Annotated in this window: 20 protein-coding genes; 8 read left to right on the top strand and 12 right to left on the bottom strand. The window is 36.7% G+C overall.

Annotated elements, in window-relative coordinates; genetic code table 11:
* Positions 1-31 precede the first annotated feature (31 nt).
* The 10 genes from PLJ10_06165 to PLJ10_06120 form a co-directional block, all read right to left on the bottom strand.
* Positions 32-949, bottom strand: coding sequence for a histone deacetylase (locus tag PLJ10_06165; protein ID HOK09231.1), 918 nt, complete (start codon positions 947-949; stop codon positions 32-34).
* Between the two features lie 83 nt (positions 950-1032).
* Positions 1033-4077, bottom strand: coding sequence for a DUF4091 domain-containing protein (locus tag PLJ10_06160; GenBank protein HOK09230.1), 3045 nt, complete (start codon positions 4075-4077; stop codon positions 1033-1035).
* A gap of 109 nt (positions 4078-4186) precedes the next feature.
* Positions 4187-5770, bottom strand: a complete 1584-nt coding sequence (gene pckA / locus PLJ10_06155) for a phosphoenolpyruvate carboxykinase (ATP) (GenBank protein HOK09229.1) — start codon at positions 5768-5770, stop codon at positions 4187-4189.
* A 146-nt stretch (positions 5771-5916) separates the two neighbouring features.
* The gene (locus tag PLJ10_06150; GenBank protein ID HOK09228.1) at positions 5917-6165 is read right to left on the bottom strand and encodes a YggT family protein; all 249 of its coding nucleotides are present in this window, start codon (positions 6163-6165) and stop codon (positions 5917-5919) included.
* Between the two features lie 3 nt (positions 6166-6168).
* Positions 6169-6747: an RNA 2',3'-cyclic phosphodiesterase gene (gene thpR / locus PLJ10_06145; protein HOK09227.1), complete on the bottom strand. Its 579-nt coding sequence runs from the start codon at positions 6745-6747 to the stop codon at positions 6169-6171.
* Positions 6748-6757: 10 nt separating this feature from the next.
* Positions 6758-7477 (bottom strand): NAD(P)H-hydrate epimerase, encoded by a 720-nt coding sequence (locus PLJ10_06140; protein ID HOK09226.1) that lies wholly within the window; start codon positions 7475-7477, stop codon positions 6758-6760.
* A 39-nt stretch (positions 7478-7516) separates the two neighbouring features.
* Entirely contained in the window at positions 7517-8962 is a 1446-nt protein-coding gene (locus PLJ10_06135; GenBank protein HOK09225.1) for a DUF4139 domain-containing protein, read from the bottom strand.
* 282 nt (positions 8963-9244) lie between these two features.
* Positions 9245-9694 carry a DUF1844 domain-containing protein gene (locus tag PLJ10_06130; GenBank protein ID HOK09224.1) on the bottom strand — a complete coding sequence of 150 codons (450 nt, stop codon included), beginning with the start codon at positions 9692-9694 and terminating at the stop codon, positions 9245-9247.
* A 225-nt stretch (positions 9695-9919) separates the two neighbouring features.
* Positions 9920-10378, bottom strand: coding sequence for a nucleoside-diphosphate kinase (ndk, locus tag PLJ10_06125; protein HOK09223.1), 459 nt, complete (start codon positions 10376-10378; stop codon positions 9920-9922).
* Between the two features lie 93 nt (positions 10379-10471).
* Positions 10472-11482, bottom strand: coding sequence for an ABC transporter ATP-binding protein (locus tag PLJ10_06120; GenBank protein HOK09222.1), 1011 nt, complete (start codon positions 11480-11482; stop codon positions 10472-10474).
* A gap of 192 nt (positions 11483-11674) precedes the next feature.
* Between PLJ10_06120 and PLJ10_06115 the strand changes: the two genes are divergently transcribed.
* Positions 11675-13945 carry a GLUG motif-containing protein gene (locus PLJ10_06115; protein HOK09221.1) on the top strand — a complete coding sequence of 757 codons (2271 nt, stop codon included), beginning with the start codon at positions 11675-11677 and terminating at the stop codon, positions 13943-13945.
* 99 nt (positions 13946-14044) lie between these two features.
* A complete protein-coding gene (locus PLJ10_06110) occupies positions 14045-16135 on the top strand; it encodes a DUF4965 domain-containing protein (GenBank protein ID HOK09220.1) in 2091 nt (696 codons plus the stop codon).
* A gap of 12 nt (positions 16136-16147) precedes the next feature.
* Here PLJ10_06110 and PLJ10_06105 read toward each other — a convergent pair whose 3' ends face one another.
* Complete coding sequence (locus PLJ10_06105) at positions 16148-18193, bottom strand: VCBS repeat-containing protein (GenBank protein HOK09219.1); 2046 nt, start codon at positions 18191-18193, stop codon at positions 16148-16150.
* Positions 18194-18282: 89 nt separating this feature from the next.
* Between PLJ10_06105 and queF the strand changes: the two genes are divergently transcribed.
* A complete protein-coding gene (gene queF / locus PLJ10_06100; GenBank protein ID HOK09218.1) occupies positions 18283-18777 on the top strand; it encodes a preQ(1) synthase in 495 nt (164 codons plus the stop codon).
* Here queF and PLJ10_06095 read toward each other — a convergent pair.
* On the bottom strand, positions 18774-19829 hold the full coding sequence (locus PLJ10_06095) for an alpha/beta hydrolase family protein (protein ID HOK09217.1): 1056 nt from the start codon (positions 19827-19829) through the stop codon (positions 18774-18776). The two genes, queF and PLJ10_06095, sit on opposite strands and share 4 nt — an antisense overlap.
* Before the next feature lie 143 nt (positions 19830-19972).
* On the opposite strand from PLJ10_06095, the gene PLJ10_06090 reads away from it, so the two are divergent.
* The 5 genes from PLJ10_06090 to tatB all read left to right on the top strand — a co-directional run bounded on the left by PLJ10_06090 (position 19973) and on the right by tatB (position 25969).
* Positions 19973-21898: a SurA N-terminal domain-containing protein gene (locus tag PLJ10_06090; protein HOK09216.1), complete on the top strand. Its 1926-nt coding sequence runs from the start codon at positions 19973-19975 to the stop codon at positions 21896-21898.
* Between the two features lie 78 nt (positions 21899-21976).
* Positions 21977-23704 (top strand): aminodeoxychorismate synthase component I, encoded by a 1728-nt coding sequence (gene pabB / locus PLJ10_06085; GenBank protein HOK09215.1) that lies wholly within the window; start codon positions 21977-21979, stop codon positions 23702-23704.
* A gap of 119 nt (positions 23705-23823) precedes the next feature.
* Entirely contained in the window at positions 23824-24408 is a 585-nt protein-coding gene (locus tag PLJ10_06080; GenBank protein HOK09214.1) for a hypothetical protein, read from the top strand.
* A gap of 143 nt (positions 24409-24551) precedes the next feature.
* Entirely contained in the window at positions 24552-25385 is an 834-nt protein-coding gene (tatC, locus tag PLJ10_06075; protein HOK09213.1) for a twin-arginine translocase subunit TatC, read from the top strand.
* A 14-nt stretch (positions 25386-25399) separates the two neighbouring features.
* The gene (gene tatB, locus PLJ10_06070) at positions 25400-25969 is read left to right on the top strand and encodes a Sec-independent protein translocase protein TatB (protein ID HOK09212.1); all 570 of its coding nucleotides are present in this window, start codon (positions 25400-25402) and stop codon (positions 25967-25969) included.
* The last annotated feature ends 6 nt before the right edge of the window (positions 25970-25975 follow it).

Genomic DNA, 25975 nt, shown 5'->3' with positions numbered 1-25975 from the left:
TTTTTAGATACATTGTTCCACTTATCACACATTAACTATCTTCTTTCAATGCGAGATAATGTGCTACACATGATTCCCCTAATGCTTCGAGGTTATATCCACCTTCTAAAACAGATACTACTTTACCACCCGCAATTCCTTTTATAGCACGGGTTAATTTTGCAAAATCTTCTTCCTCCAAGTTCTGACTTCCTAATGGGTCCTTACGATGTGCATCAAATCCAGCAGATATAATTAAAAATTCAGGGGCAAATCGTTTTAATTCTGGCAATATTAAATTTTCCATTGCAGAATGCCATAATTCTTCTGGCACACCTGGCATCATTTGCACATTTAAATTTGTATTGTTTTTCCCCCTCTCCTCAGGGAAACCTGTCCCAGGATAATGAGGGAATTGATGAATACTTACATAATAAACTCTATCATCATCATAAAAGGCTTTCTGTGTTCCGTTTCCATGATGGACATCAAAATCAAAGATGGCAACTCGCTTTAATCCTGCCACATCTGTTAACCATCGTGCTGCTATTGCCACATTGTTAAACAAGCAAAAACCCATTGCCCGATTAGGTTCTGCATGGTGTCCTGGTGGTCTCATGATTTCAAACACACAATCGTAGGTTCCTTCTAACACAGCCTTACAAGCAGAGATAGCACCTCCAACTGCCAACAATGCGGACTCCCATGACGCTTCCCCCATCACAGTATCTGGGTCAGGATATTCAAGATTTCCTTTACACGTTTTCTCAATAGTATCTACATGGTGTGCGGTATGAATTCTCAATAGATCTTCTCGTTTTGCAGGTTCTATGTCCAATATTGGTGGGTCTATATTATATTTTTCAAAAGATTCTAAAATAGCCTCAAGTCTTGCTGGACTTTCTGGATGGAAAGGACCTGTATCATGGCGAAGTGCTTCCTCCCGAAAAATGATTGCCGTTCTGCTCATTCCACATACCTTATCATTACTAATTATTAATTACTAATTGATAATATCTATAAATAATTACTATGAACAAAATACATCAGTTTTTATGAGCCACCTTGTGCTATACGTGCAACTAAATTCATAACTTTTGCTCGATAATAATAAAACATAACTGGGTTCTGCTCGTAAACTTTTAATGACGGGGTCAAATAATTTAACGCTTCCGCTCTCACTTTGCGAGCCATTAAACCTATCGGAGCCTTTCTTGCATCAGCCCGTTCTAATACTAACAAGTATTCGCGGTCTTCCAATCCATCTCTTATGCATTCCAAACGAATTGATGGTACTGGCGGTTCTATAAGAGGCTCAGAAGATGGTTGTTTTCTTGGTGGATATAGTAAACGTCCATCACCATTACCCCAACGTTGACCTCCATCACCGATAGACATCGCCTCTTCCCATGGATTTTGTGCCCAATATGTTATGGACCAGAAGAGGTCACCTTCTAAATTATATTTGTCCAATTGCCAATAACGAATGCGGTGATTAATTGCTGGATGGTCAACAAAGTTATTTGCATAAGGGGCACGAGGTGCAGTACAGACATACCACCAGATTGTTTCGCCTAATTCCTGTCTCCATCGAGCACGGGTCTCATCATACATATTAAAAATAGGCACCCAAAGATTCACAACATCCCAGAAATACGGAGCTGGTGCTGGCTCTTGATTGCAGGTTAACAATCGACGTATATCTGGACACGCCTTATAAAGCAATTCCATTCCTTGTTTTACACTTGCATAATCAGCGGGCGCTGGTTCATCAACCCAATACCAGTACGCTTTATGTAACCACCCTTTCTCTCTCAGATGTTCTTGCACCTGTTGGTAAATAGAGGCAAATAAACGATTATACTCTTCTGAATAACGGGGAGCGCCATTAAGTTCATTTGGAAGCCCTCCGACATTAAAAGCATTAAAGTGATACTGATTTAAATATTTTTCCATTGCTTTATCAAATTCCGTAAAGTCGACAATAGCCTCGGGGGGTGTTCCTTCAAATTTCCATGTAATCGGTCCATATGCATGTGGAGTATAAGGGGAAATGCGATACTCCATGCATGTTTTCATATATAGGTCAAAGACTTCACGTTTTTGTTCATCGTTCAAGGGACCATGCCATGAATAACCTGGCGAAACACCGTATGCAGTTTCTGTGCTTGTATCGACAGGGAGAGTATAATTTACTACGTTGACTTTGTAGGGTATTTCTAAATTCAACTCATTCGATTTTAGTTGTAAAGACCCTTCATAAATTCCTGGTGGTTGTCCTTTGCCAACATATAATCTGACCCATAATACGATATTACCATCGGTTCTACCTTTAACATAATCCTGAACGGGGACAATTGGGTCTGGATAATCTGTCAATTCTCCATAATAATCAGACACTACTGTAATAGGGACATAATCAACTTCAAATATCTTAAACTGTCCTGCTGGTAAAGTATATCCATCTTGCGTCTTTCCATCAGTGACATTCACCTTTATTGAGGAGATAGGGCTCTTCGGAGTAATAACAACTTGAAAGGCCTCATATTCATTCTTCGCTATATCTAAAGGTAAATACTCTAAAGAACAATCTGGAGTAGGTTCGTTCTTTCCTACTTTTTCTATAGATGGAGCAAACCAAACAGTAGCGGTTTCCTTATCAGCCACTTTTGCTTTTAATGAAGATAGCCGTTGAATTCTTCTCAAACGTTCCTCAGGAGAAATTTCCCCTTTCACCTGATGGACAGGGGTTAACATAAGTCTCTGGCTGTAGGATTGGAAAAGCCATTCTGAAAATGGGAAGGTGCCTGACTCCAATGCATTTGAATATCTATTCCTTAAATTCTTCTCAATTTGTTCTAATGCATTAATTTCTTGAATTTCCTTCGTTTCAAATCGATACCCTTCATCTTTCAGCATATACCACTGATATCCTAATCCTGGCGAGGGTAATAATACCCGTATCCAGATAGGGCTTAAATCGGTTCGTAATACAGCATATTTACCCGAATCTAATTCTTGAATCCCTCCTGAAACAGGTTCTAACACTGGGGTATACTGAGAACTTTTTAATATGGCTTCATCTTTTAGTGTCCTCTGTCGGCTATCATATAGGAGTTCGATCTGACGTGGTTTTATATCATCGTTTACCTGTCCAAAATTAATGATAACAGTTGGTTGTCCATGATAATAGAAACTTTGCTTTTCAAAGGTCGTTCCATCTGGCAATGAAAATTTTCCTTCTAAACGATATGGTCCTTCAGGAAGTCCTTCAAGTGAAAAAGTTACAGATTGCCCCAAATTTGCTGAATTTTTCTGTACAGACTCACCATTAGCATTTAGTAATTGCAATGTGTATTGAATGGGTGGGTCTAATAAGCGATATTTAGAGTGTCGAGCCATCCATGCTCTCAGTGAATTATTTTCTAACACATAAGTAATATCTGCACGTAAGTCTGGAAGATCTTTCAATTTCTTCAATACCTCTTCTTTATTAACTACCCGTGCATAAAATCCCCAATTTCCAAATCCCTGGTCTACTTTTATTAATAACGGATTTAATCCTGACTTTAATGATACTTCAAAACAATCGTCATCAATCATCGCACCTCTCGGACAATGATTATCCCAAATCCGTTCTCCATTCAGCCAGACACGAACGCCATCATTGCTACCAATACCTAAAATTACTTCTTTATCCATATCGCTCTTTAAGTAACAAAATGCATAAGCGACTTTACCTCCCTGATTATCTTCAAAGATGTTATTAAAATTAATATAGTCCTCTGGTGATGTATATTTTTTCCATACACGTGTTATACCATCACCAGGGTCAATACTCATCCCTTCCTCAGGGGTTATATTGTTTTCACCTCCAGCCTTAGCGAGATAATCAATGTAAAACCCTAATGTAGTTTCATCATGACGGAATTCTACAACCCCTTCCTTTAGTGGATTCGGGAATGTCCCACAAACGAGCCATTCTTTGATAAATACACCTTCTTGGACAGGAAAAACAGGTGCAGTTTCAGCAAAAATAACATCTGTTAACATACAAATTACAAGAAAGAACATTGTAAATAAGAAAGGTCTTTTCATTTATTATCTCCTTATATTGGGTTTCTATTTGATAGAATAAACATAAAAAAAGAGTACACTACTTTTCAAATAGTGTACTCCAAATATTACCAATTAATAAAATAACAGGTTATAAATTAGGACCTGCTTCTAACACTGCATTATCTGCCTGAGCTTTAAATCGCTCAAAATTTTTCATAAACAAGCCAACAAGATGTTTCATTTTTTGCTGGTATGCATTTTTATCCTGCCATGTATGTTCTGGAATTAATACCCGTTGGTCTTCTAAACCTTCGATGGCTTCGGGTACCATTAAATTCAATTTGTCTAATTTTATAAACTTTGCATTCTTCAATTTGCCTTCTAATACGGCTGATAAAATTGAGCGGGTCAGTTCAATGGACATGCGTTTCCCAACTCCATAAGGACCACCCGACCAGCCTGTATTAATCAACCAGCAATCCGCACTATGTTTTTTCATCTTATCTGCTAATAAACGAGCATACACCCACGGACTACGAATCATAAATGGTGCCCCAAAACAGGTGGAGAAAGTTGCTTGTGGTTCAACAATATTTACTTCTGTTCCTGCCAGTTTTGCTGTATAACCAGAGAGGAAATGATACATAGCCCCTTCTGGGGTTAACTTAGCAACTGGGGGCAAAATCCCGAAGGCATCTGCAGTTAATAGAAATATATTTTTTGGGTGTCCAGCTTTACCACTAAGGACAACATTCGGGATGAACTCCACAGGATAAGTCGTCCGTGTATTTTCTGTAATACTACCATCATCAAAATCAATTTCACGTGTTGATGGGTCATAAACAACATTTTCTGCAATAGAACCAAAACGAATAGCACTATAAATTAACGGCTCTGATTCTTTCCTTAACTTAATTATCTTTGCGTAACATCCTCCTTCAAAGTTAAAAATGCCATCTTCACTCCAGCCGTGTTCATCATCTCCGATAAGATACCGAGCTGGGTCTGCTGATAGAGTTGTTTTTCCTGTTCCAGAAAGGCCAAAGAATATAGCACTATCACCATCTTTTCCAACATTAGCGGAACAATGCATTGGCATCACATTTTGTTCTGGCATAATAAAATTCATTACAGTGAAAATACTCTTCTTTATCTCTCCGCCATAGTCTGAACCGCAAATCAGGATGTTTTTTTCTTTAAGATTAAGAATAATCGCTGTATCTGTCTTAACCTTATCTTTCTCCCCTTCTAACTTCAAACCGCCACAAGCAAAGACACAGAAGTTCGGCTCCCCAAAATGTTCCAATTGCTCTGGTGTAGGTCTCAAAAACAATGTTCGTGCAAATAAAGCATGCCATGCCTTTTCTGCTATCACACGAACTTTGATTCGATATCTTTCATCCGCCCCAACAAAACCATCAAAAACGTATACATCTTTATCTTTTAAAAAGCCTCGTATCCTGTCATATATATGATTATAAACTTCTTCTGTAGTGGGTAGATTTACTTTGTTCCAGTCAACAGCATCTTTTGAATATTCATCTTGCACAACGAAACGGTCTTCTGGTGATCTACCTGTTCGTTTGCCAGTTCTAACTAATAAAGTCCCATTGGCTCCTAATTTTCCTTCACCTTTTTGAAGTGAAATTTCATAAAGTTCTGGGATACTCAAATTCCTAAAAATATTTTTGCATAAAATTTGTTTTTGATTAAACCATGCTCTTAAATCCATAGATTTTCTCCTTATAGTATTTGTCACTATTATTAATTATATTTTTGTTTTATTTTTTTATTAAATGTTTATTAATTATATTAAGCCTCAAACTAAAATTGTAGTTTTTTATCATAAACAGTATTTAAAATGCAATTTTTAAAGAATTAAATCCCCACAATAATTTTTCTAAGTAGCCAGACAAGCAACAACGCAATAATAGGAGCCCAATTGAAAGGACCTATATAAGGAAGATTTTTTCTTATGATTTGGATAATGGGTTCGACAATTTTCACAATCCAGAGCCCCCATCTTCGTTGTCTCAAGTCAAAATCAATATACGGACCCAACCAAACAGCTAAAATTGCAAGCATATATAATGTAAATAAGGTATATATTAAATCGCGAAGAAACAAGTCTTATTCTCCTTGATTAAATTGAAATGTATCTACAACTTCATAAATTGCACCATTTGGATTTAAGATGCTTTTAAATAGTGTGATTTGATTTACAACAAATTCAGGTGTTGATTGTATTTTAACATTTTTCCATGTATTAGATATAAATGGAGAAGGTGTTCGAACTCTACCTACTGTAATGTGAGGATGAAATCTTTGTTTTTCTTGAGGTAAGCCAATTATTTGTGCTTCCTGCTCAACTCTCCTCTGCAATAAATTTAAGTCTCCTTTTACAACATCTAAACCGACCCATAATACCCTTGGCTCCCTCCATGATGGGAAAACACCTGAAGTACTCAATCTAAATGTTATGGGGGCAAATTGAATTGAAACCTTTTTAAGGTTTGACCTTAATTTTTCACTCATACTGAGGGTTATCCCTCCTAAAAATCGCAATGTTAAATGCATATTCTCAGGGGGAACCCATTTCACTAATGATTTAAGCGAACCTAAAACAGGTTTTGTGCTACTCCAAACAATATCCCTAACTTCGGCAGGAAGTTCAATTGCAACAAAAGCACGATATGATTCTTCGCTCATAATTTTGTCCTTATGACCTGTCTGACAAGCCCGACCTATCTGACTTATTAACTTTGCTGGTTCTTTGTTTTAATTCAAACCACTGATTATCATCAGCACAAACTGGCGGAATACCTATATCTGCTATAACCAACTCTCCGAGATAATCTTTTGCAGAAGGGTTCTTAAATCCAATTTTAGGATATTGGAATGTGACTGTTTTTCGTGCACGAACACAAACACCGCAAATTTCTCCCGTATCTGCATTCATACCTGAAGGCAAGTCTACAGAAATAATATTACTTAGCCTATTCATATTTTCTATAGCAGTCCGCAAAAGTCCCGTTACTTCTCCTTTCGTCCCTGTGCCTAATAGGGCATCTACACATGTTTCGGTTTTGGCAATTTGATGTATACTTTGTTGGACATCTACATCACTTAAACATGCAATCATTTTCCCGCCCAACCGCAAATATACCTTCATAAAAATTTCCGCATCACCACGTATATTGGAAGGGTCTGTTAGTAAAAGTACTTTTACATCCCATCCAGCCACCAATGCTAATCTTGCTACTACAAAGCCATCTCCACCATTATTTCCTTTACCGCATATCACCGTCACAGGTCCTGGTTCCAATTCTCTAAACACGGCATTACCAGCGTTATTCATTAGAACAACACCAGGGATACCCAATTCTTCAATACAGCGTCTATCTGCTTCGCGCATTTGCTGGACAGTAAGATATTGCATTGATACAGTTATACCTCCATAGCCATAATATTATGTTTATTAGAAGCGAATCCGAACCCTATAAGAGACTTTTTCGGAACCTTCTGTTTTTACTGGCAAATGGAAAATAATAGTAAAAGCATCTTTCTTCTCATAATCCATAGAGGACTTGACTATTTGCCAATCGCCCATCATCGGCTCCACAATATCTACTGTAATATCATTTTTCTTGTGATTTCTTATAGTAATTTCAAATTCACATTCTACAACATTAGGACCTAATTTCTGAAAATCTGTCTGGGTTCTTTCTCCAATTATATCAAACGCTTTCCCTAACCGTAACCGTACTTCCTCATCTTTGGGTGTATGCTTAATACGGTCTTCACCTGCAAACTGTAACATTCCTTCGCTATCTTCTTGATATACCCGGATAATCCCTTCGGGTAAGGGAAAACCTAATTGATTATTTTCTGTGTTCTTAAAGAGTAAAAAAGCATCAATATTTTCATTTCGTATAGGGTTGATTTGACTGTTATAGAACGCAGTATTGCCACGATATTCGTAAATTTTATTTGCCTTGACACCATTGGCAGATAACAGACTTACCTGCTTTGATTGATTTTGTTTAATTGTTGTCCTTCGGGGTACAGTATAGAGGTGATATTCTGCAAACGATTCCTCACGAACCTCCATAGACTTTGCCGCACCTACCATTATACGGTCCATCACAGGAGCGGGCGCCTGGACAGGAACAATATTTACTTCTCCTGCTACCAATTTTAGTTTTGCGTTTTGATAAGTAGCCCCGGAATTATTGTTTAGCGTTATCCAGCCTTCTAAATCCATCTGACTTTTAGGTTCATCATAAACAAGTACATAATCGGCCTTCCATGAGATACCTGAGGTTAAATAAGTAGCTTCTAATTCCTGGTCTTCAAGGTCGTTATCTAACATCCACACTAAGGTGGGCTTCGCAATCAGTTCTGTTGGAAGTTCGGGCAGTACGACATTCCCTGGATGTCCTAAGTAAATCTGATTTTCTACCTGAAATACAGGTGATTCATTCACACTTAACAGTTTTGCGGTAACTTCATAAAAATCCATATCTTTGTTTTTATTCACCAACTTAACCTCTTTACCTACATACTTCTCCATTAATTTGGATGGGCTAATCAAATCATATTCATAATTTTGTTCGAGAATACGAAGACTTCCTGCTTTTGTTAAAGACTTCATACTAACCGTTTCGGGAATGATTCGCTCTGGCACACCCATAAATTTCAAATAACTCTCCCCTTCTGGTAACTTAACCTTTCGCTTCTCGCGTACCAAAGCACGGTCATTGTTATATATTGTAACAGCCACATCCGTCTGGTCTTGAAGGGTTGTCTCTGATTGCTTTACTTCGGATATTTTTACATTTAAGTTTGCATCCTGAGCCTGTGTAACTGACATTAAAAAAAACACAGCCAACACACATAATTTGACAAAATGTTTCTGTTTCATAAGTCGTCTCCTAATAGATTTTTTAATATTTTCTAATTACAATCTTACTACGAATATATTAATAAAACGAAATTTATTAATAATAAATAACAGAAACAATTTTTACAAAATAACCCGCTGGCACTTTGAAAACGTATGTTACTTTACTTTTTGTACCCTAAAAAATATTTTATATGCAAAGAACCCTATTCGGAATAAGAAGGTTTTATTGTTGATTGGTAAAGAACAACCTACTATAAAACAAGGCACAAAGAATTTGAGAAATAACTATTAATTGGATTTTTATGGTTGTTGTGGATTAGGTTTTATACCTGCTTGCCTCAGTTGGGCTTCATGGTATTGCTGATTGCGAACAAGGAAAATCTCCTGTAATTGAGCGATGGAATTGTTAAGAATACCTTCTTCCTGAGGAGATAGATTTCCCTTTGTTTTGTCACGCAGAATCATAAGCAGGTCAATAAAGAATTGAGCCTGTTCCAAATCAATAATAACCTGTTGAGACCCTTGAGGAGCAATAACACCTAATGCCAACATCGCATCTGTAGTAAGAATACCCACAATTGTTTCGAAGGACGGGGTAAGAGCCTCATCACCTTCGTTAACTCCACCAGCGGTTGTGTCTTGTTTCTGAGCCTTTTCTTGTTCTAACTTTTTCTGAAGTTCTTCTTTTTCTTTTTGGACTTTTGTTTTCCAATCTTCATCAATAATAATTTTCTTCTCTTCGTCGCTCACAATAATTCTCCCTTCTGAATGGTTGAGGCTCATTTAAAAGTACTGTTTCAGGAAAGGAATATCCCTTCCCTGAAACAACAAGCCTTTAATTACTTTTTATTTTTATGACGATTTAAGCGTCTCTTCTTCTTACGTTTATGTTTGTTAATTTTAGCTTTGCGAATTTTTCTTCCACCAGCCACGAATATTCTCCTTTATGTTATTTTGTTTTATTCTGAAACCTAATTATTTGCTCGTTAGCCAATGTTCATCATCTGTCTTATATTGTAATATATCTCCAGTTGAGAAATAAAGTGCTATCTCTCGCTCTGCGGATTCCGTCTTATCTGATGCGTGCACAATATTCATTTGCGTTATCAATGCAAAATCTCCACGGATAGTCCCTGGCTCCGATTTTAATGGATTGGTATTACCAATCATGTTCCGAACCTGATTTATAGCATCTTCACCTTCCCAAACCATCTGGACTGTCGGTCCTGAGGTGATAAAGCTTATCAAGCTTTCGTAGAATTCCTTGCCTTTATGCTCTTGATAGTGTTCTTCTGCCTTTTCACGGGTTAAAATCTGCATCTTTATAGCGACTAATTTAAGTCCACGTCTTTCAAAACGTTGTATACATTCGCCAATTAACCGCCGGGCAACACCATCTGGTTTTATCATGACAAAAGTACGCTGTATTGACATTCAGGGGAATTCTCCTTGGATGGGATTTATTTAATCAGGCATTAATTATAATACATCCTCCTTTTTTCCTGCAACCATGTTAGACACTGACAATTACAAACGTAGATTTATTTCTCCTTCTATAACACGCCAGCAGGATGTAAAATGCTGAGGGGCAATCTCAGTAAGTTCATCATCTTTCTCAAGACATTCACTTACAGCATTGGGACAACGCTCCACAAAAGGACAACATTTTGAAAAAGATTTCAGGTCTGGGGGAGTTCCAGGCAAACTTTCCAATCTTCTCCTTGAGCCCATATTACGTTTGAGAGAAAGAAGGGCAAAGGTATAGGGATGAGCGGGATTACGAAAAATTTGAGTTATCGTTGATTGTTCCAAAATTTTGCCTGCATACATAATCCACACATGACTACAAAGTCCAGCAACAAGACTGAGGTCATGAGTGATGATTATCATTGTAAAAGGATTATCTCGATGTAATTTTCTAAACAAATTCAAAACCTGAATTTGCAAAGTCGCATCTAATGCAGTGGTCGGTTCATCGGCAATTAGTAACTTTGGCTTTGTAATTAATGCCATAGCAATTGCAACTCGTTGTCTCATACCCCCAGAAAGTTCATGTGGAAACATACTAAGTCGAAGTTCAGGGTCAGGTATTTGGACAGATTTTAATATCTTTACTGCCTCCTGCCGTGCCATATCTTCTCTATAATTAAAATGGATATACAGAGGCTCAACGATCTGATAACCAATGGTCAAATGAGGATTTAATGATACAAGCGAATCTTGAAATACATAACTAATAAAATGCCCTCGTATCTTTCGCCAATCCCGTTCAGACACATTTAACAAATCATAATTTAGAAACCGCAGTTCTTCCGCCTCAATCTGGGTAATTTCTTCTGGTAAAAGCCTACCTAATGATAACGCAAACACACTTTTCCCAGAACCTGATTCGCCAACAATTCCTATTATTTCTCCTTCCTTGATACTACAACTTATTTTTTGGACAGGATAGATATTACCATACCGTGTTCGAAGGGTAACCGTTAAATCTTTTACTGATAGCAGGATTTTTTGATTGGTAACAGTTTTTACTTCCATAGAAATTTACTTATGATTTTGCTATTATTATACACAATTAAAATTTTAGTACTATAATATTCATTAAAATAAAGTTGTCAAATATTTTTTTGAAATTATATATAATTAAAACGGATAATAAATATATCCTGTGAATATTGGATATTGTTAAAAGAAATTAACATTATTGGTTTGTAAATAGAGGATTTTATTATGACCAAATTTGTGAACTTAAAAACTAACATGTTTCTTCTTGCAAGCTTATTAATATGTATTACCTATGCTTCGCATGCCATCCCTATTGAAATAAGTAGTGTATCCGATTTTTTAAAAATTGGGAAGGATGCTAATTATCCTCTGTCCGCAGAATATATTTTAAAGGTAGATTTGGATTTTACTGGAAGTCAAACATGGAATGACGATAAGGGTTTTGAACCAATTGGGACAGAAGAAAAGCCTTTTACGGGGAAATTTGACGGAAACTTGCACAAAATTATGGGTGTATACATTAATCGACCGTCTACTGACAATGTTGGAATTTTTGGTGTTATAGGAAAGGATGGGGAAGTATATAACCTGGCTGTTGACAAATCAACTATTGTGGGAAAAGATAGAGTTGCAGTGCTTGTTGGATACAATAAAGGGTCTATTCAAAATTGTTATGTATTAGGTGTGGGAGAAGGACAAAACGGGATAGGCCTTTTTAGTGGTCAAAATGAAGGAACTATAAAAAACTCCTTTGCAATGGGCTATATTAAAGGTAACACCTGGGTCGGTGGATTTACAGGAAGAAATGAAGGCGGAGAAATATCTTATTGTTATTTTGTGGGAAAACTTTATGGATTAACACTTTATGGAGGGTTTACTGGAGTAAACAACGGAGGGGAAATTAATTATTGTTACTGGGACAGGGAAGTGGCAGGAATAACAAACTCTGCTGGTGGAATATCAAAAACCACCGCACAAATGAAAAAGAAAGACACGTATGAGGAATGGGACTTCACGAATATTTGGGATATAAAAACTAATACAAACTATCCTTATATCAAAACATTAGGAGAAGTTTCATTCCCAACTCCACCTAAAAAGAATATTTCTACAATTGATGAACTTCAAAAAATTGGGGAAAGTTTAGAATATCCATGGTTTGGGATATATGAATTAACAAAAGATATTGATGCAACATCAACTAAGACATGGAACAATGGCAAAGGATTTCAACCGATTATACCATTTGGAGGCGAACTAAACGGAGAGGGCAAAAAAATTTCAAACTTATACATAAACCGCAAAAGTGAAGATTATGTAGGGCTTATAGGAAGATTGGTATCAGGTGGAAAAGTATCTCTTTTAAATTTAGAGAATTGTAAAATCGTTGGTAATTGGAAAGTTGGTAGTATTGTTGGACAAAGTGACAATGGCTCTATCGAAAACTGCACTGTTTCTGGGAAGACCTCTGATAATACTGTTATAGGTAATACGTATGTTGGCGGTATTGTTGGTTTAATTTCAAGAGGAACTGTGGCTGTTTGTAGCTACACAGGAACTGTAGAGGGCTACGATACTGTCGGCGGTGTTATTGGTAAAAATGAACGAGCAAGTATAACCGTTTGCGACTCCACTGGTTTAGTAAAAGGTGATTTCGTATCTGGAGGACTTTTAGGATGGAATAGTAATGGAACCGTTTCAGAAAGCTACTCCATTGCAACCTTAGACAAAAACGGTTCAGAATACGTCGGTGGTTTTGTAGGATTAAATGATAAAAAAATATTGAATTGTTACGCTAAAGGGAATGTTACAGCGTATAATTTTTTAGGTGGTTTCGCAGGAGTAAATAGTGGAGATATAAACAATTGCTATTCTATCGGTATTGTTACAGCAACCAATTCAATGTCACCAATTTATGCAGGTGGTTTCTGTGGATATAACGATAAAGGTATTATTATATACTCCTATTGGGACACTGAGGTGTCTAAACAGGAAAATTCAGACGGGGCTCAACCTTGCACAACAAAAGAGATGAAATGTAGTATTACATACAAAGACTGGGATTTCAATGAAATATGGTACATAAAACAAGGTACTGAATATCCAGTTCTACGTTGGCAAGGTGAATTTGAAGGAGAACTGGAAGGAATCGACAACTGTGAAATTGAAGGCGAGGGAATTACAGAGGGTGCCGAGGAAGGCTCCTCAGGAAATGAGGGAGAAGGAACCATAGAAGGCTCTACTGAAGGTAAAAAAGAAGGCGAAGGAACCAAAGAGGGGGGTGTAGAAGGCTCTACCGAAGGCAAAAAAGAAGGAGCGGGAACTACAGAAGGAACAACCGAAGGTGAAGGAACTAAGGAAGCAGAGAATGCAAAATGTGGATGTGACTTATTCAAAGGAAAATCCTTTACAAACTTCTGGAAGTACATCTTTGACTTCATAATTATAGGGATGTTGTTATCTATCATGAGTGGTATGTATATAAAGAAAAAGTAACCACCAAGAAAATTTGTTTTCACCACTGCTTAAAAGCGGATATATCATTGTTTAGGTAACACTGTTTTTAAAAAACAATTTTATAGAAAGGGTAGAACTATGCTAATGACCTTTATGATACTAAACATAACAGGCTATTTTATGCTTCAAGCAACAGAACTTCCTCCTAATTTTCGTCCACCTGCAATACCTTTAGTTGTCCATGACCCATATACAAGCATTTGGAGTTTCTCTGATACCTTAACTGAGCAATGGAGTAACCACTGGACAGGCAAAACCAGAACCATGGTTGGACTTCTTATAGTGGATGGAAAACTATATCGTTTTATAGGTCCTCCAGAGGTAGGAGGTGAAGCAATTCAAACAAAGTCATGTCAGGTATATCCAACCAGAACAATTTACCAATATGAAGGGGCTGGTGTTGCTTTTAAGTTAACATTTATTACACCTATGCTCGCTGAAAATTTTCGTTGGCTAACTGCTCCTATTTCTTATGTTGAATTTGAATTATCATCAATAGATGGCAATGCTCATAAAGCAGTGGTTTACTTTGACATAGGTACAGATTGGTGTGTAGACACTGAACAGCAGACAGTCCAATGTGAAAGACAAACATCACCGCAAGGTTTAACATTACTGAAAGCAGGCACCGTTGACCAGCCTATTCTTGAAAAAGCAGGGGATAACAGGAGAATAGACTGGGGTTATCTATATCTAACATCTTCTACAAACCAGAAAATAAAAACATCCATTGGCGAGCGAAAATCCATAATAAATACATGGACACAATCTACATTACTGCCAGAAAAAGATAGCAATACTGCACCCCAGGAAGTGGGCGAAAATCCTGTAGCATTGGCAGTGTCTATACCAATAGATATATCACCACAAGCCAAAGAATCGAGATACATAGTGGTTGGTTATGATGACATTTATTCTATCGAGTTTATGCATGAAAGACTTAGACCTTGGTGTTGGAAAGAATTTGGTGATAACTTTGCTCAACTGTTAGATGAAGCTTACAAAGAATTCCCCACCTTAAAACAGAAGTGTGAAGAATGGGATTCCTTTTTAATAAACGAATCTGCCAAACAAGTAAGTCCTGAATATGCATTATTGGTAGGCTTAACGTATAGGCACGTTTTGGGGAGTGGAAAAGTAGTTGTTGGGAAAGATAATACCCCATGGTTTTTTCATAAAGAATGCTTTTCTAACGGCTGTATTGCTACGGTAGATGTCTCCTATCCTGCATCACCTTTCTTTGCTTTATTTACCCCATCTTTACTGCGTGGTATGCTTGAACCTGTTTTCAGATTTGCCCAAACACCCGAATGGACATTTGATTTTGCACCCCATGATGTTGGAACTTATCCAAAAGCTAACGGTCAAGTTTACGGGAAAGAGAAGAATGTTTTCATATTAGAAAGACAAATGCCTGTAGAAGAATGTGGAAACATGATATTGATGACCGCCTTATACTCAGAAATTACAGGCAAAATCGATTACGCTCGAGAGTATTGGGAACTTCTTGAGCAGTGGGCAAATTATCTGAAGAACCACGGTGGAGATCCTGAAAATCAACTATGTACCGATGATTTTGCGGGACATCTTGCACATAATACTAACTTGTCGCTAAAAGCAATAGTTGCTATAGGTGCCTTCGCAAAAATGTGTCAACAACGGCACCTTGCAACTGCCCAAGATTGGGAGCAATTAGCAAAAAAGATGGCACAAGATTGGATTGAACGTGCAAAAGATAATGACCATTTTCGACTTACTTTCGACAAAAGTGACACATGGAGTATGAAATACAACCTTGTATGGGATGCCATTCTGGAACTTAATTTGTTTCCAACAGAAATAAAAAAGATGGAGATGGAATATTACAAAACAAAACAAAATCAATATGGGCTACCTCTGGATTGTCGTAAAGACTATACAAAAACAGATTGGTTAATATGGTGTGCAACATTAACACAAGACAAAGATGATTTTTTATCGCTATACCTGCCATTTTATCGTTTTATGAATGAAACCCCTGACCGTATCCCATTAACAGATTGGTACGACACAAAAACAGGTAAATGCGTTGGATTCCGTGCCCGACCTGTTATTGGTGGTGTTTACATCCCATTTCTCTATAACCGCAATCTATGGCAAACCATCGCCAATAAAGATATGTATAAATAACATTAATGAATTTTATTTGACATCTCCACTTTGAATGTCATTCATTTCAATTATTTGTCGTATCAACCGATTAGGAACTATATCACGAAGTTCTTTTATTACTTTATTTTGTGAACTAATAATAAAGTAAGGCAATTCCCATGAATCGCCCAAGCCAAAATAAAGACGATAGTGTCCCTGATTTGAACGAGAATGCTCTGATTCACCAACCACACGAACTTTACTCCATCCCTCTTCAGTTTTACATAGTACCTTTGTCCCAAAAGACTGAGGATTACCCTCAGGCCCATAAAGTTCAAACTGAACCCAATTCCCTGTTATACTGAGATTATGAAAAAAACTTAAATACCACCATGGACCATAACCAGATGGCGTATCACCATGAATACGATAGCCTAAAATAACATCCTGTTTTCCATCGTTATCTCCGTCAAAACATTCAACCCTTGCATCTACCATTTCTGTAACAGGAATATGATTCAAAGATAATATACTTGTGGATGTAAAAGATGCACCGTTATTGTTTATAAATACCCCTTCTGGGATTGAAATAAAATCATCAAAACCATCATTATTAAAATCTGCCCAACTCGCCCATAACGATTTTTCAGGCAACCCATATTGGTTAGGTTCAAGCCACTCAAAATGAGTATTCTCAATGTGCCTTATGAGAAATGTCTTAAATGTCTCATGGTTTGCAAAAAAGAATTCTAATTGTCCATCGTTATCAAAATCGCATGCCGATAAAAATGCGGGTGTTAAAATAATATTTCCTTCATTAGAAATCGATTCTTTGCGGAATTGAGTTCCATTCTGGTTGACAAATGCACAAAGTTTATCATCATAAAAAGACAGTAAATCGATAAAACCATCGTCGTTCATATCAAACCAAAAACAAGGCTGTTCCCCTATAATATTTAAGCCAAAGAGTTCTGAACACTCCTTATATTTTTCATTTTGGGTCTCTCTACGGAATAATCTACAAGGCTCATTACGAGCACATATCACAAATAATTCAGGGGACTTATCATTATCTATATTCACCCAATATGACTTCCGTGTTCCACAACCACAATTTACAAGGCCAGAATCATCATATACATTCTCAAACCAGTTATTATCTTTATTAATAAAAAGTTGGTCTTTTAATTGTCTTCGAAGATATTCATATTCTGGACTTCCTCTCAACCCACCACGTCCCGAAAAAACATCCATTCTACCATCATTATTAATATCAGCCCAAGAATAGGTGTGACGATCAAATGTATTTAATGTAAAATGATGTTTAGTAGGTGACATTTTACAAGTTCCAATATAGATCTTATTTAGAGGTAATTCATCTGAAATCTTGAATTCCACTGGAATGGAAGGTCGGTCAATATCAAGTACCACGAGTGCTTCCCGTTCAAAAATTAAATTATAATGTGTTTCCCCAATTTCATCTTCCTTCCCTTGTTCTATAATCTTGTGTACGATGATATCTCCCTGATGCTCAATCAAATTAGTACGCTTGTGAGGCACACGAATATCGACAGTAATTTTACGAGTCAATGTGGATGAAGGTAGATAGTAAATATGAAGTTTCTGCCATAAATAGTAAATATACAAACCAACTTCCACAACTTTAGGTGGTTCCATGCTACAAGCAAACTCAGACAACTCTGGTAGCAAACCCAATTGAAGTTCACGCACAGCATTCTCAAAAGTAAGGCCACCGCGATTTAATAAAATGGATGGGCGAAAATTACAATTACTGGAAAAAACATCTAACAATCCATCTTGATTAATATCTGCCACACCAAAATCAAATAACTGATGGCGATGTATCGGTAAAGAAACATGTTCAAAAATTAAAGACTTATTTTTAAGCACAGGACTTTGAAGTTCATATCGGGGCAAACCTGTTTCATTCAAAGGTGAAGCAGGACCTAATGGAATCTGAGGCGTTATAGAGTCATCAATACCAAAAAATGAACGTATTGCTCCTTCAAAAAAAACAAAAACTCCTATACCGATTAAAATAATAAGAACTACTCCCAATAAAACACGCAATAGCACTATATATTTCCTTTTAAATAAATAGCCTTTTATCGTATTATATCATTGAATAGAATACATATTAATAAACCTTAAAAAAGGCAATGACAATGGAAAAGAAGAAAAACACAACACGTAAGGTAAAGGTCATTCGTAATTTTAAACCTCAAGGGAAAACCCTCTCATTCAAAGGGCCAGAGGCAATAGAGAGTACCTGTTTAGAATGTTTTGAATATGAGTATGCAACAACAGAATCAGGCAGAAACATGGAAATTGTTTCAACGACAGATGAGTTTACCTCTGTGTGTCCCTTTTCTGGACTACCCGATTTCGCAAAGGTAACCATTCGCTATGTGCCAGATAAATATTGTTTGGAACTCCGTTCATTAAAATACTATTTGTTATCCTATCGGGATGTAGGTATCTGGTATGAGCATCTGGTAAATCGTATGTTAGAGGACCTCGTTTTTGCTTGTCGACCTCGTAAAATGTCTATTGTAATAGAATGTAACCCAAGAGGTGGCATATCCAGCACGGTATCTGCTTCTTATGATGCTGACATAATGGGTTCCCCCGAAGAATGGAGCAAAGGAAAAACACCTTAACCTGTCCGATTCGTCTGACTCGTCTGGCCTTTTAAATGCTTTTCAAAGAATACTATTAATGGCTTTATTGCTATTTCATGTCCACCAGAATGGATAATTAGTTCTGCTTGATTTTCTGCATTAAACACTCGATAAACAGATATTATCTCTGACCATCCCTTTTGTGCTAATGATGGTGGAAACTGGTCTGGCGGTTCTTTTTCTCCATTCTGACATTGTAAGGCACGGGGTGCCATCATAGCATAAATATCGGGAAAATCTACCAATTCACGAAGTCCCTCAAATTTCCAACACATACAATGATTTTTCTCCATCTGATCCATATAAGTAAGAAAACCACAAACAGCAGTTGCCTTAATTCGCGTATCTATCGCTCCTAACCACATCGCCATCTCACCTCCTAATGACAAACCAGCACAACCTATTCGATTTGCATCTACAAAAGGAAGTGTTTCAAGGTAGTCTACACAACGGATTAAATCCCAGAGTCGTTCACCAATCAACGTTCTACCTTGCTCATAAATATCATGCTGACCTACATCCGTAGTTATAACGATATATCCATTTTCAAGTAGTCTTTTTCCAAACTCATGATAGGGAGTTGGCTCTTTTTCAAAAGCAGTATAACGATTTCCACCATGCCCATGAATACAAACGACTGCAGGAAATTTCTTCGGTTTATCTGTTAGTGGAACACCAACACAAACATGAATACTCCTTTGAAGAGTGCTTTGAATCTTAAACTCTTCTAATTTATACCCTTCTCTCATTTCCTCATTTATTTTTTCCGTTTCGAAAGACGTGGGTTTTTGGTCAGGTAGAGATACTATCTTGGATAATTTTTTATGAACTTCTTCCTGCCATGTTTCGATTGTTTTCCGATTATCAACTGCGGTAGGAATTCTTAGTTGACGTAACGTGTTACCTTCTGATTGAACTGGTAACATCAGAACTAATAGGGCAGAACTTAATATAACGATAGAACTCAGCATATACATGTAAAGCCTTCTATAAACCCACAAAATTTCTTGGTTTTGTCCTTTTTTTAGCATATATCGAGTCCTATCGTATTTGAGTATAAAACACCAATTATGATACATTTAATGTTCAATTAACAAAATCCCTGATTTGTAACTAAATACTAATTTCAAACGTAAAATCTTTAACTGGATTAAAGTATAAAAGGTTTGTATCTATGATTCAAGATTTAATGAGAAAACATCGTCGTGCTATTTTATTGTTTGTAGTTCTTGTCATTGCAGTGCCATTTGTTCTATTTTTCGGGATGCCTGGTAAATACAGGTCAGCCACTCCTGAATTTAAAGATAACCCAGTGGCAACTGTTGCAAATTTACCCGTATTAGAAAGTGAATTTCGTAGAAATTTAAATATGCTTATTCAGCAAAGGTCTATGCCCGATAAACCAGCCACAATTGAAGAACTCGAGAAATCAGGTGAAACAGATAAAATTTTACAACAAATGATAGACTCCAACCTTATTACGTTAGAGGAACAAAAACGAAACTTTAAGGTAGACCGTAGCCTATTAATTGAACAAATGCAAAATTGGCCTCAATTTAAAACGGAAGATGGAAAATTTGACCGCGATGCGTGGAATGCCTGGGTCGATGCCAATAAAGGGAAAATCAACTGGAACGAAATTTATGCCGATTTGCAAAAATCCATTTCTCGACAGGTATTTATTAACGCTTTATTAGCACCTGCAAGATTTGACCCAACAACTATCGACAAAAAAGTTAAAAACAGTTTTACTAAAATTCGTATCAAATATGCCAAAGTAGAACCCAAAATAGAGATAAAAGATGAAGACCTCAACACATATTTTGAAGAACATAAAGAAATCTATCGCGACCCTGACTCAATAACAATCGAAACAGTACGTATCTCATTAGTACCACCTGTTCCAGATAAGGCTATTGAAGCATATAATAAAGCAAAGCAAGGAGAAGATTTCGCAACATTAGCCGATACATATTCAGACCAACAAACCAAAAATGGTGGAGATATGGGTTGGCAATCACCACGTGAGAATGACCCACCACATCGAGAATTATTATTCACCTTGAACGTTGGTGAGATTAATGAACCCATTTATACATTCGGTGCATATTATATTTTTAAGGTAGAAGAAGAGCGGACAAACCAGGAAACTGGGAAAAGAGAAGTTCATGCTCGTCAAATCATGATTCGTGCATCATTAACGGATGAAGAAAAGAAAGCAAGGGAAGAAGAAGCCAAATCAATAGCAGAAAAAGCAAATCAGGAAAAAAGTTTAGAAAAAATAGCAGGGGAGAAAAATTTAGTAATAGAAAAAATAGGACCTTTCTCAAAAGACTCAACCAAAATCCCAGGAGTCAATATGTTTGATGTATACCAGTTAAGAGGTGCATTCACTGACACAGAAAAAGATGCAGAGTATCAGACGATTACTGCTCGGGATAATATATTCATTGCAAAAGTTATAGAACGTGTCAAAGGTGAAATTCCACCTTTAGAAAAAGTTCGTGAACGTGTAGAAAAGGATTATATTGTTGTAGTAAAAAATAAAGATGATTATAAGAAAAAAGTTGAAGAATTGACGAACAGGATTATTGCGGAAGCAAAATCGATTGACGATTTGCCAAATCTGTTTCCAGATTTAAATGTCGAAGTTAAAGAAATAAGTAAACCTTTTACAGCCAAAGATTATCTTTATCAAGAAGGGTTGATGATTTCACCTGAAGCTATCTTTGAAAAAATCGAGGATAAAGACGTAGGTGCCTTGGTAGGACCGATTAAAGATTTCAATAACGACAACTATTTCGTACAGCTTTTAGAAAAGACTCCTCCAACAGATGCTGATAAGGAAAAAATGGAGGAAGAACGGAAAAAACTATTAGATATGGAACTACGTATGGCTCAAAACGAGATTTTAGAGGACTACCGACTATACTTGCGTGAAAAAGCCATGAAAAGTGGTGTACCTATAAAAATTAATCAACAACTCATCTCCTCTATATTAGGTAAAGATAAAGAAAAAACTGGGGAGGGAGAAAACAAACCTACTTCCAATAAACCAACCTCTGACCTTGAAAAATTAAACACACTAATTGGCGATTAATACTCTTTTCATTAATGTTTATTTCATGAGCATTTCAAACTCATGAAAGTAAAAGTTCTAATCCATATTGATTAAAAAATGGCACCTCACACTATCATTATTCATAACAAACAAGAATGGCATTTTAGCCGACCCTCTGAAGTAGCATTCTCGTTTTCACCAAACGAAGTTCATAAAGTCATCACTCAAGCCGATATCTGGGCACATCAAGGAAAATATGTTATAGGATGGGTATGCTATGAATCAGCCCTCGCATTTGACCATGCTTTCCCCAAAAAGCAAAATATTCCAGAACTACCATTGGTATGGTTCGGTGCTTTTCATGAACCTATAATAATCCCTTTATCTTTTTCTGCTAAACAACCAGCAGGGTATCAGGCAAAACATGACTGGCAACCTATGATAAAAAGGCAGGAATATAACGAGAGGTTTCAAATAATACATGAAAATATATGCAAAGGGAATGTGTATCAGGTTAATCTTACTTTTCCACTCACCTCAAAAATTGAAGGGGATTTACAATCCTTATTTTATCATCTTTGCTTTGCACAAGGTGACGGTTACTTTGTGTATATCCAAACTGAAGATTTTTCTGTTCTTTCCATATCCCCAGAGTTATTTTTCCATTATAAAGATGGCTCTATCACCTTAAAACCTATGAAAGGTACACGTCCACGGGGCAGATGGAACATAGAAGATACAAAAAACCTTCACGAACTGAAAAACGACCCTAAGGACCGTGCTGAAAATTTAATGATCGTTGATTTATTAAGAAATGACGTCGGAAAGATTGCCATTATAGGTAGTGTAGAAGTTCCAGAACTTTTCAGTTGTGAACCTTACCGTACTGTTTGGCAAATGACTTCTACTATTCGTGCCAAAACAGAAACACGTTGGATACATGTATTATCTGCATTATTCCCTTCAGGTTCAGTGACAGGGGCACCAAAAATATATGCTATGAAACTTATTAATGAATTAGAAAAATATCCAAGAGGAATTTATTGTGGTGCTGTCGGATGGATAACACCTAAAAATGAAGCCACTTTCAATGTGGCTATACGAACGTTAATTCATAACAAAAAAACAAATACTGCATATTATTATGTAGGTAGTGGTATTGTTTGGGATTCTGAGGCAGATAAAGAATGGGAAGAATGCATATCTAAAAGTGCTATTCTTAATAATTTCCCTTCATATTTTTCTCTAATAGAAACATTAAGAGTAGAGAACAAAGAAATTTTCCTACTAACACATCACCTTCAAAGATTGGAAAACAGTGCCAAGCGTTTCCAATTTCCTCTATCCATGTTTAACCTAAAAACCGAACTGACCAATTACATTCATTCCACTAACGAACCCCTATATCGGTTAAGGATTACCGTAACACCTGATGGTAAGTTCACCTTTGAAAAAAGTCCATATATAGAAACAAAAAAAATAAAAGTAGGATTTGCAAAAAAACCAATCCATACAAAAAATCTGTTTCTATATCATAAGACCACCTACCGATGTATGTATGAAGAGGCAAAAAAAGAACGTCCCGATTGTGATGATGTCCTCTTATGGAATGAAGAAGGCTATCTTACAGAAAGCACCATCGCAAATCTCGTGGTGTGTATTGGAGGGAGACTATTCACGCCACCTATCCACTGCGGGCTATTACCAGGCACATTCCGACAATACCTACTTGACCACGCTATTATTGAAGAGCGTTGTATAAAAAGAGAGGAATTACAGTCCGCAAATGCGATATACTTAATTAATTCAGTTCGGAAATGGATAGATATTGACTGGAATGGATAAAATAAATATTACAAAGCAACCCTGTGAAAAATAAACAGGTAGGTTTCAAGTTTAAATGACTATATACTTTTTGATAAATTAAGTAAAAGCAGGAAAAACTGAATAGAAGGGACGAACCAATGGCTCTGAGCAAAAAACAGCAAAAAATTGTAGATATATTAAATAAAAGAGTCGAGTTATGCAGAGAGTTCTTAAACGACTGGCTTTTATTTAATCAAATTATTAATGCCTATCCAAGCCCTGGTGCAAATAAAGCACAATTGGAAAATCAGTTCTTAAAAATAAAAAGTAAAATAGCTCGAACACATAAAGTATTGAAAGAACTCCTTATGGAGGATTATCAAATTGACTCTAATTTGATGAACTTAGTATCCGCCGCAACAAGTTTAGAAGCTATTTATAGCCAATCAGAAGTATCTGTTAAAAAAATGCAACAAGAGTGGCATCGTGCCTTTATTAGTATTAATGAAACGTTAGGTATTCTCGAAGATAAAAAAACACGAGCAGAAGCAGGTGAAAAAATAAATGTTATGATGGCTGGCGAAGGTGGACTAATGGCAGGAGCTGGTGGTTTGTCAGATAACCAAAAAACGTTCCTTATTATAGGTGCAGTTATTGCTGGACTTATTGCAATCTACATTATAGACCCATTTGGTATAGCTACTCTTTGGTTAAACTCATTCAAGAGTCTCGCCGGTCAATAATACAAACTATAACTAACAATACCGTTTTTTACTTCTATGACCTCTCATTCATAAATGTTTATAGGGGTTCTTGTTTGGTAAAATAAAGTAAACTGCAGATATAAACTTAATTTTTAATTCCTTGGAATGGAAAGGCATTGCCCATGTGGGACGACGATAAACGTATGACTTTTACAGAGCATCTCGCCGAATTGAGGATGCGAATTATCCATTCGGGAATTGCTGTGATTATTGCGATGATAGTTTGCTATATTTTCTCAAACCAAATCTTATTGGGCTTACAAAAACCATTGACTCTTTTACAAGATTTGGGAATCGTCGTCTTTTCAAATGACAAAGATTCAGCACATGACCCGACAGATACAAATGAAAAAAACGAAGCAACCGAGAAGAAGTCTGAATCAAATAAAATACCATGGGTCGTCTTAAATCCTTTTGAAATTGTAATATTAAAATTCAAAGTTGCAGGTTATGGAGGACTCATATTGGCTTTGCCCTATGTATTATGGCAAGCATGTGCTTTTATCTTCCCTGGTCTAAAACCAAATGAACGACACTTAGTAAAAATAATCCTATTCGGATGCAGTTCATTAGGTATTATTGGTGTCATCGTGGCTTATTTCGGAGTTATTCCACTGGTTATCCCGTACTTACTTCAATGGATCCCTACAGGCTGGGAAATTCAATTAAGGGCAAACGAAACAATATCTATCATTGTCCTACTCTTATTTGGATTCGCTTTAGCATTTCAATTCCCTATGGTTATTCTTGCTTTGGTCTATCTCGATTTATTAAACCCAGACACGCTACGTAAGCTCCGTAAATATGTAATTGTTGGCCTTAGTGTAATTTCGGCTATCTTAACACCCCCAGACCCAATCTCGATGATAATCATGTTAGTTCCACTAACCGTTTTATATGAAATAAGTATCTGGGCGTCATATTTAGTTCGGCGTAGACAATCGAACCCAGCGTAAGAAGGAGAATCCCTATGATAGGCATTGGTTTTACAGAGATGATTATCATTGCAGGGATTGCTCTCGTTGTTTTAGGACCAGAAAAATTTCCTGAATTTGCAAAAATTGCTATAAGGACCTTCCGTGACCTGCGAGGATATCTTGATGAAATTAAAACTGAAATTGCAAAAGAAGTAAAACCGTTAGAAAAAGAAATTCAGGAAATATCACGCAAAGGCAACGAAGTATATCGCGAAATATTAGAAGAGACAAATGAAACTTCATATACAACAAAAGGGTATAACCCTTCCACAAGTTATTTAGAACATTCTGTAAAGACAGATGAAGATATAAAAGAAGAAGAAGAAACAACTGAGAATATAACATCAGAAGAGACCGATTCCTACGATAGCGAAGAATTAGAAAAACAGTCATCAGAGGTATCTAATGAAATAATAGAACCTTACGACCCCGACATCCCTCAGGCAGATTTGCAAAAAATGGCAGAATCTACTCCACACAATGATGAGGACTTACATGAAAATAACGAAGATATAACAGAAGCACCTACTGATATTAAGTTTCCTGAACGACTTGACGGCTAAACTCTG

Source organism: Candidatus Hydrogenedens sp. (assembly GCA_035361075.1).
GTDB lineage: Bacteria > Hydrogenedentota > Hydrogenedentia > Hydrogenedentales > Hydrogenedentaceae > Hydrogenedens.
The sequence above is the reverse complement of the archived record's forward strand: the minus strand, read 5'-3'. Positions and strand labels throughout refer to the sequence as shown.

What these genes read in the sequence shown, in the direction of transcription:
- PLJ10_06165 (HOK09231.1), bottom strand. Translation starts at nt 949, where the DNA reads ATGAGCAGAACGGCAATCATTTTTCGGGAGGAAGCACTTCGCCATGAT.
- PLJ10_06160 (HOK09230.1), bottom strand. Translation starts at nt 4,077, where the DNA reads ATGAAAAGACCTTTCTTATTTACAATGTTCTTTCTTGTAATTTGTATG.
- pckA (HOK09229.1), bottom strand. Translation starts at nt 5,770, where the DNA reads ATGGATTTAAGAGCATGGTTTAATCAAAAACAAATTTTATGCAAAAAT.
- thpR (HOK09227.1), bottom strand. Translation starts at nt 6,747, where the DNA reads ATGAGCGAAGAATCATATCGTGCTTTTGTTGCAATTGAACTTCCTGCC.
- PLJ10_06140 (HOK09226.1), bottom strand. Translation starts at nt 7,477, where the DNA reads ATGCAATATCTTACTGTCCAGCAAATGCGCGAAGCAGATAGACGCTGT.
- PLJ10_06135 (HOK09225.1), bottom strand. Translation starts at nt 8,962, where the DNA reads ATGAAACAGAAACATTTTGTCAAATTATGTGTGTTGGCTGTGTTTTTT.
- ndk (HOK09223.1), bottom strand. Translation starts at nt 10,378, where the DNA reads ATGTCAATACAGCGTACTTTTGTCATGATAAAACCAGATGGTGTTGCC.
- PLJ10_06120 (HOK09222.1), bottom strand. Translation starts at nt 11,482, where the DNA reads ATGGAAGTAAAAACTGTTACCAATCAAAAAATCCTGCTATCAGTAAAA.
- PLJ10_06115 (HOK09221.1), top strand. Translation starts at nt 11,675, where the DNA reads ATGACCAAATTTGTGAACTTAAAAACTAACATGTTTCTTCTTGCAAGC.
- PLJ10_06110 (HOK09220.1), top strand. Translation starts at nt 14,045, where the DNA reads ATGCTAATGACCTTTATGATACTAAACATAACAGGCTATTTTATGCTT.
- queF (HOK09218.1), top strand. Translation starts at nt 18,283, where the DNA reads ATGGAAAAGAAGAAAAACACAACACGTAAGGTAAAGGTCATTCGTAAT.
- PLJ10_06095 (HOK09217.1), bottom strand. Translation starts at nt 19,829, where the DNA reads ATGCTAAAAAAAGGACAAAACCAAGAAATTTTGTGGGTTTATAGAAGG.
- PLJ10_06090 (HOK09216.1), top strand. Translation starts at nt 19,973, where the DNA reads ATGATTCAAGATTTAATGAGAAAACATCGTCGTGCTATTTTATTGTTT.
- pabB (HOK09215.1), top strand. Translation starts at nt 21,977, where the DNA reads ATGGCACCTCACACTATCATTATTCATAACAAACAAGAATGGCATTTT.
- PLJ10_06080 (HOK09214.1), top strand. Translation starts at nt 23,824, where the DNA reads ATGGCTCTGAGCAAAAAACAGCAAAAAATTGTAGATATATTAAATAAA.
- tatC (HOK09213.1), top strand. Translation starts at nt 24,552, where the DNA reads ATGTGGGACGACGATAAACGTATGACTTTTACAGAGCATCTCGCCGAA.
- tatB (HOK09212.1), top strand. Translation starts at nt 25,400, where the DNA reads ATGATAGGCATTGGTTTTACAGAGATGATTATCATTGCAGGGATTGCT.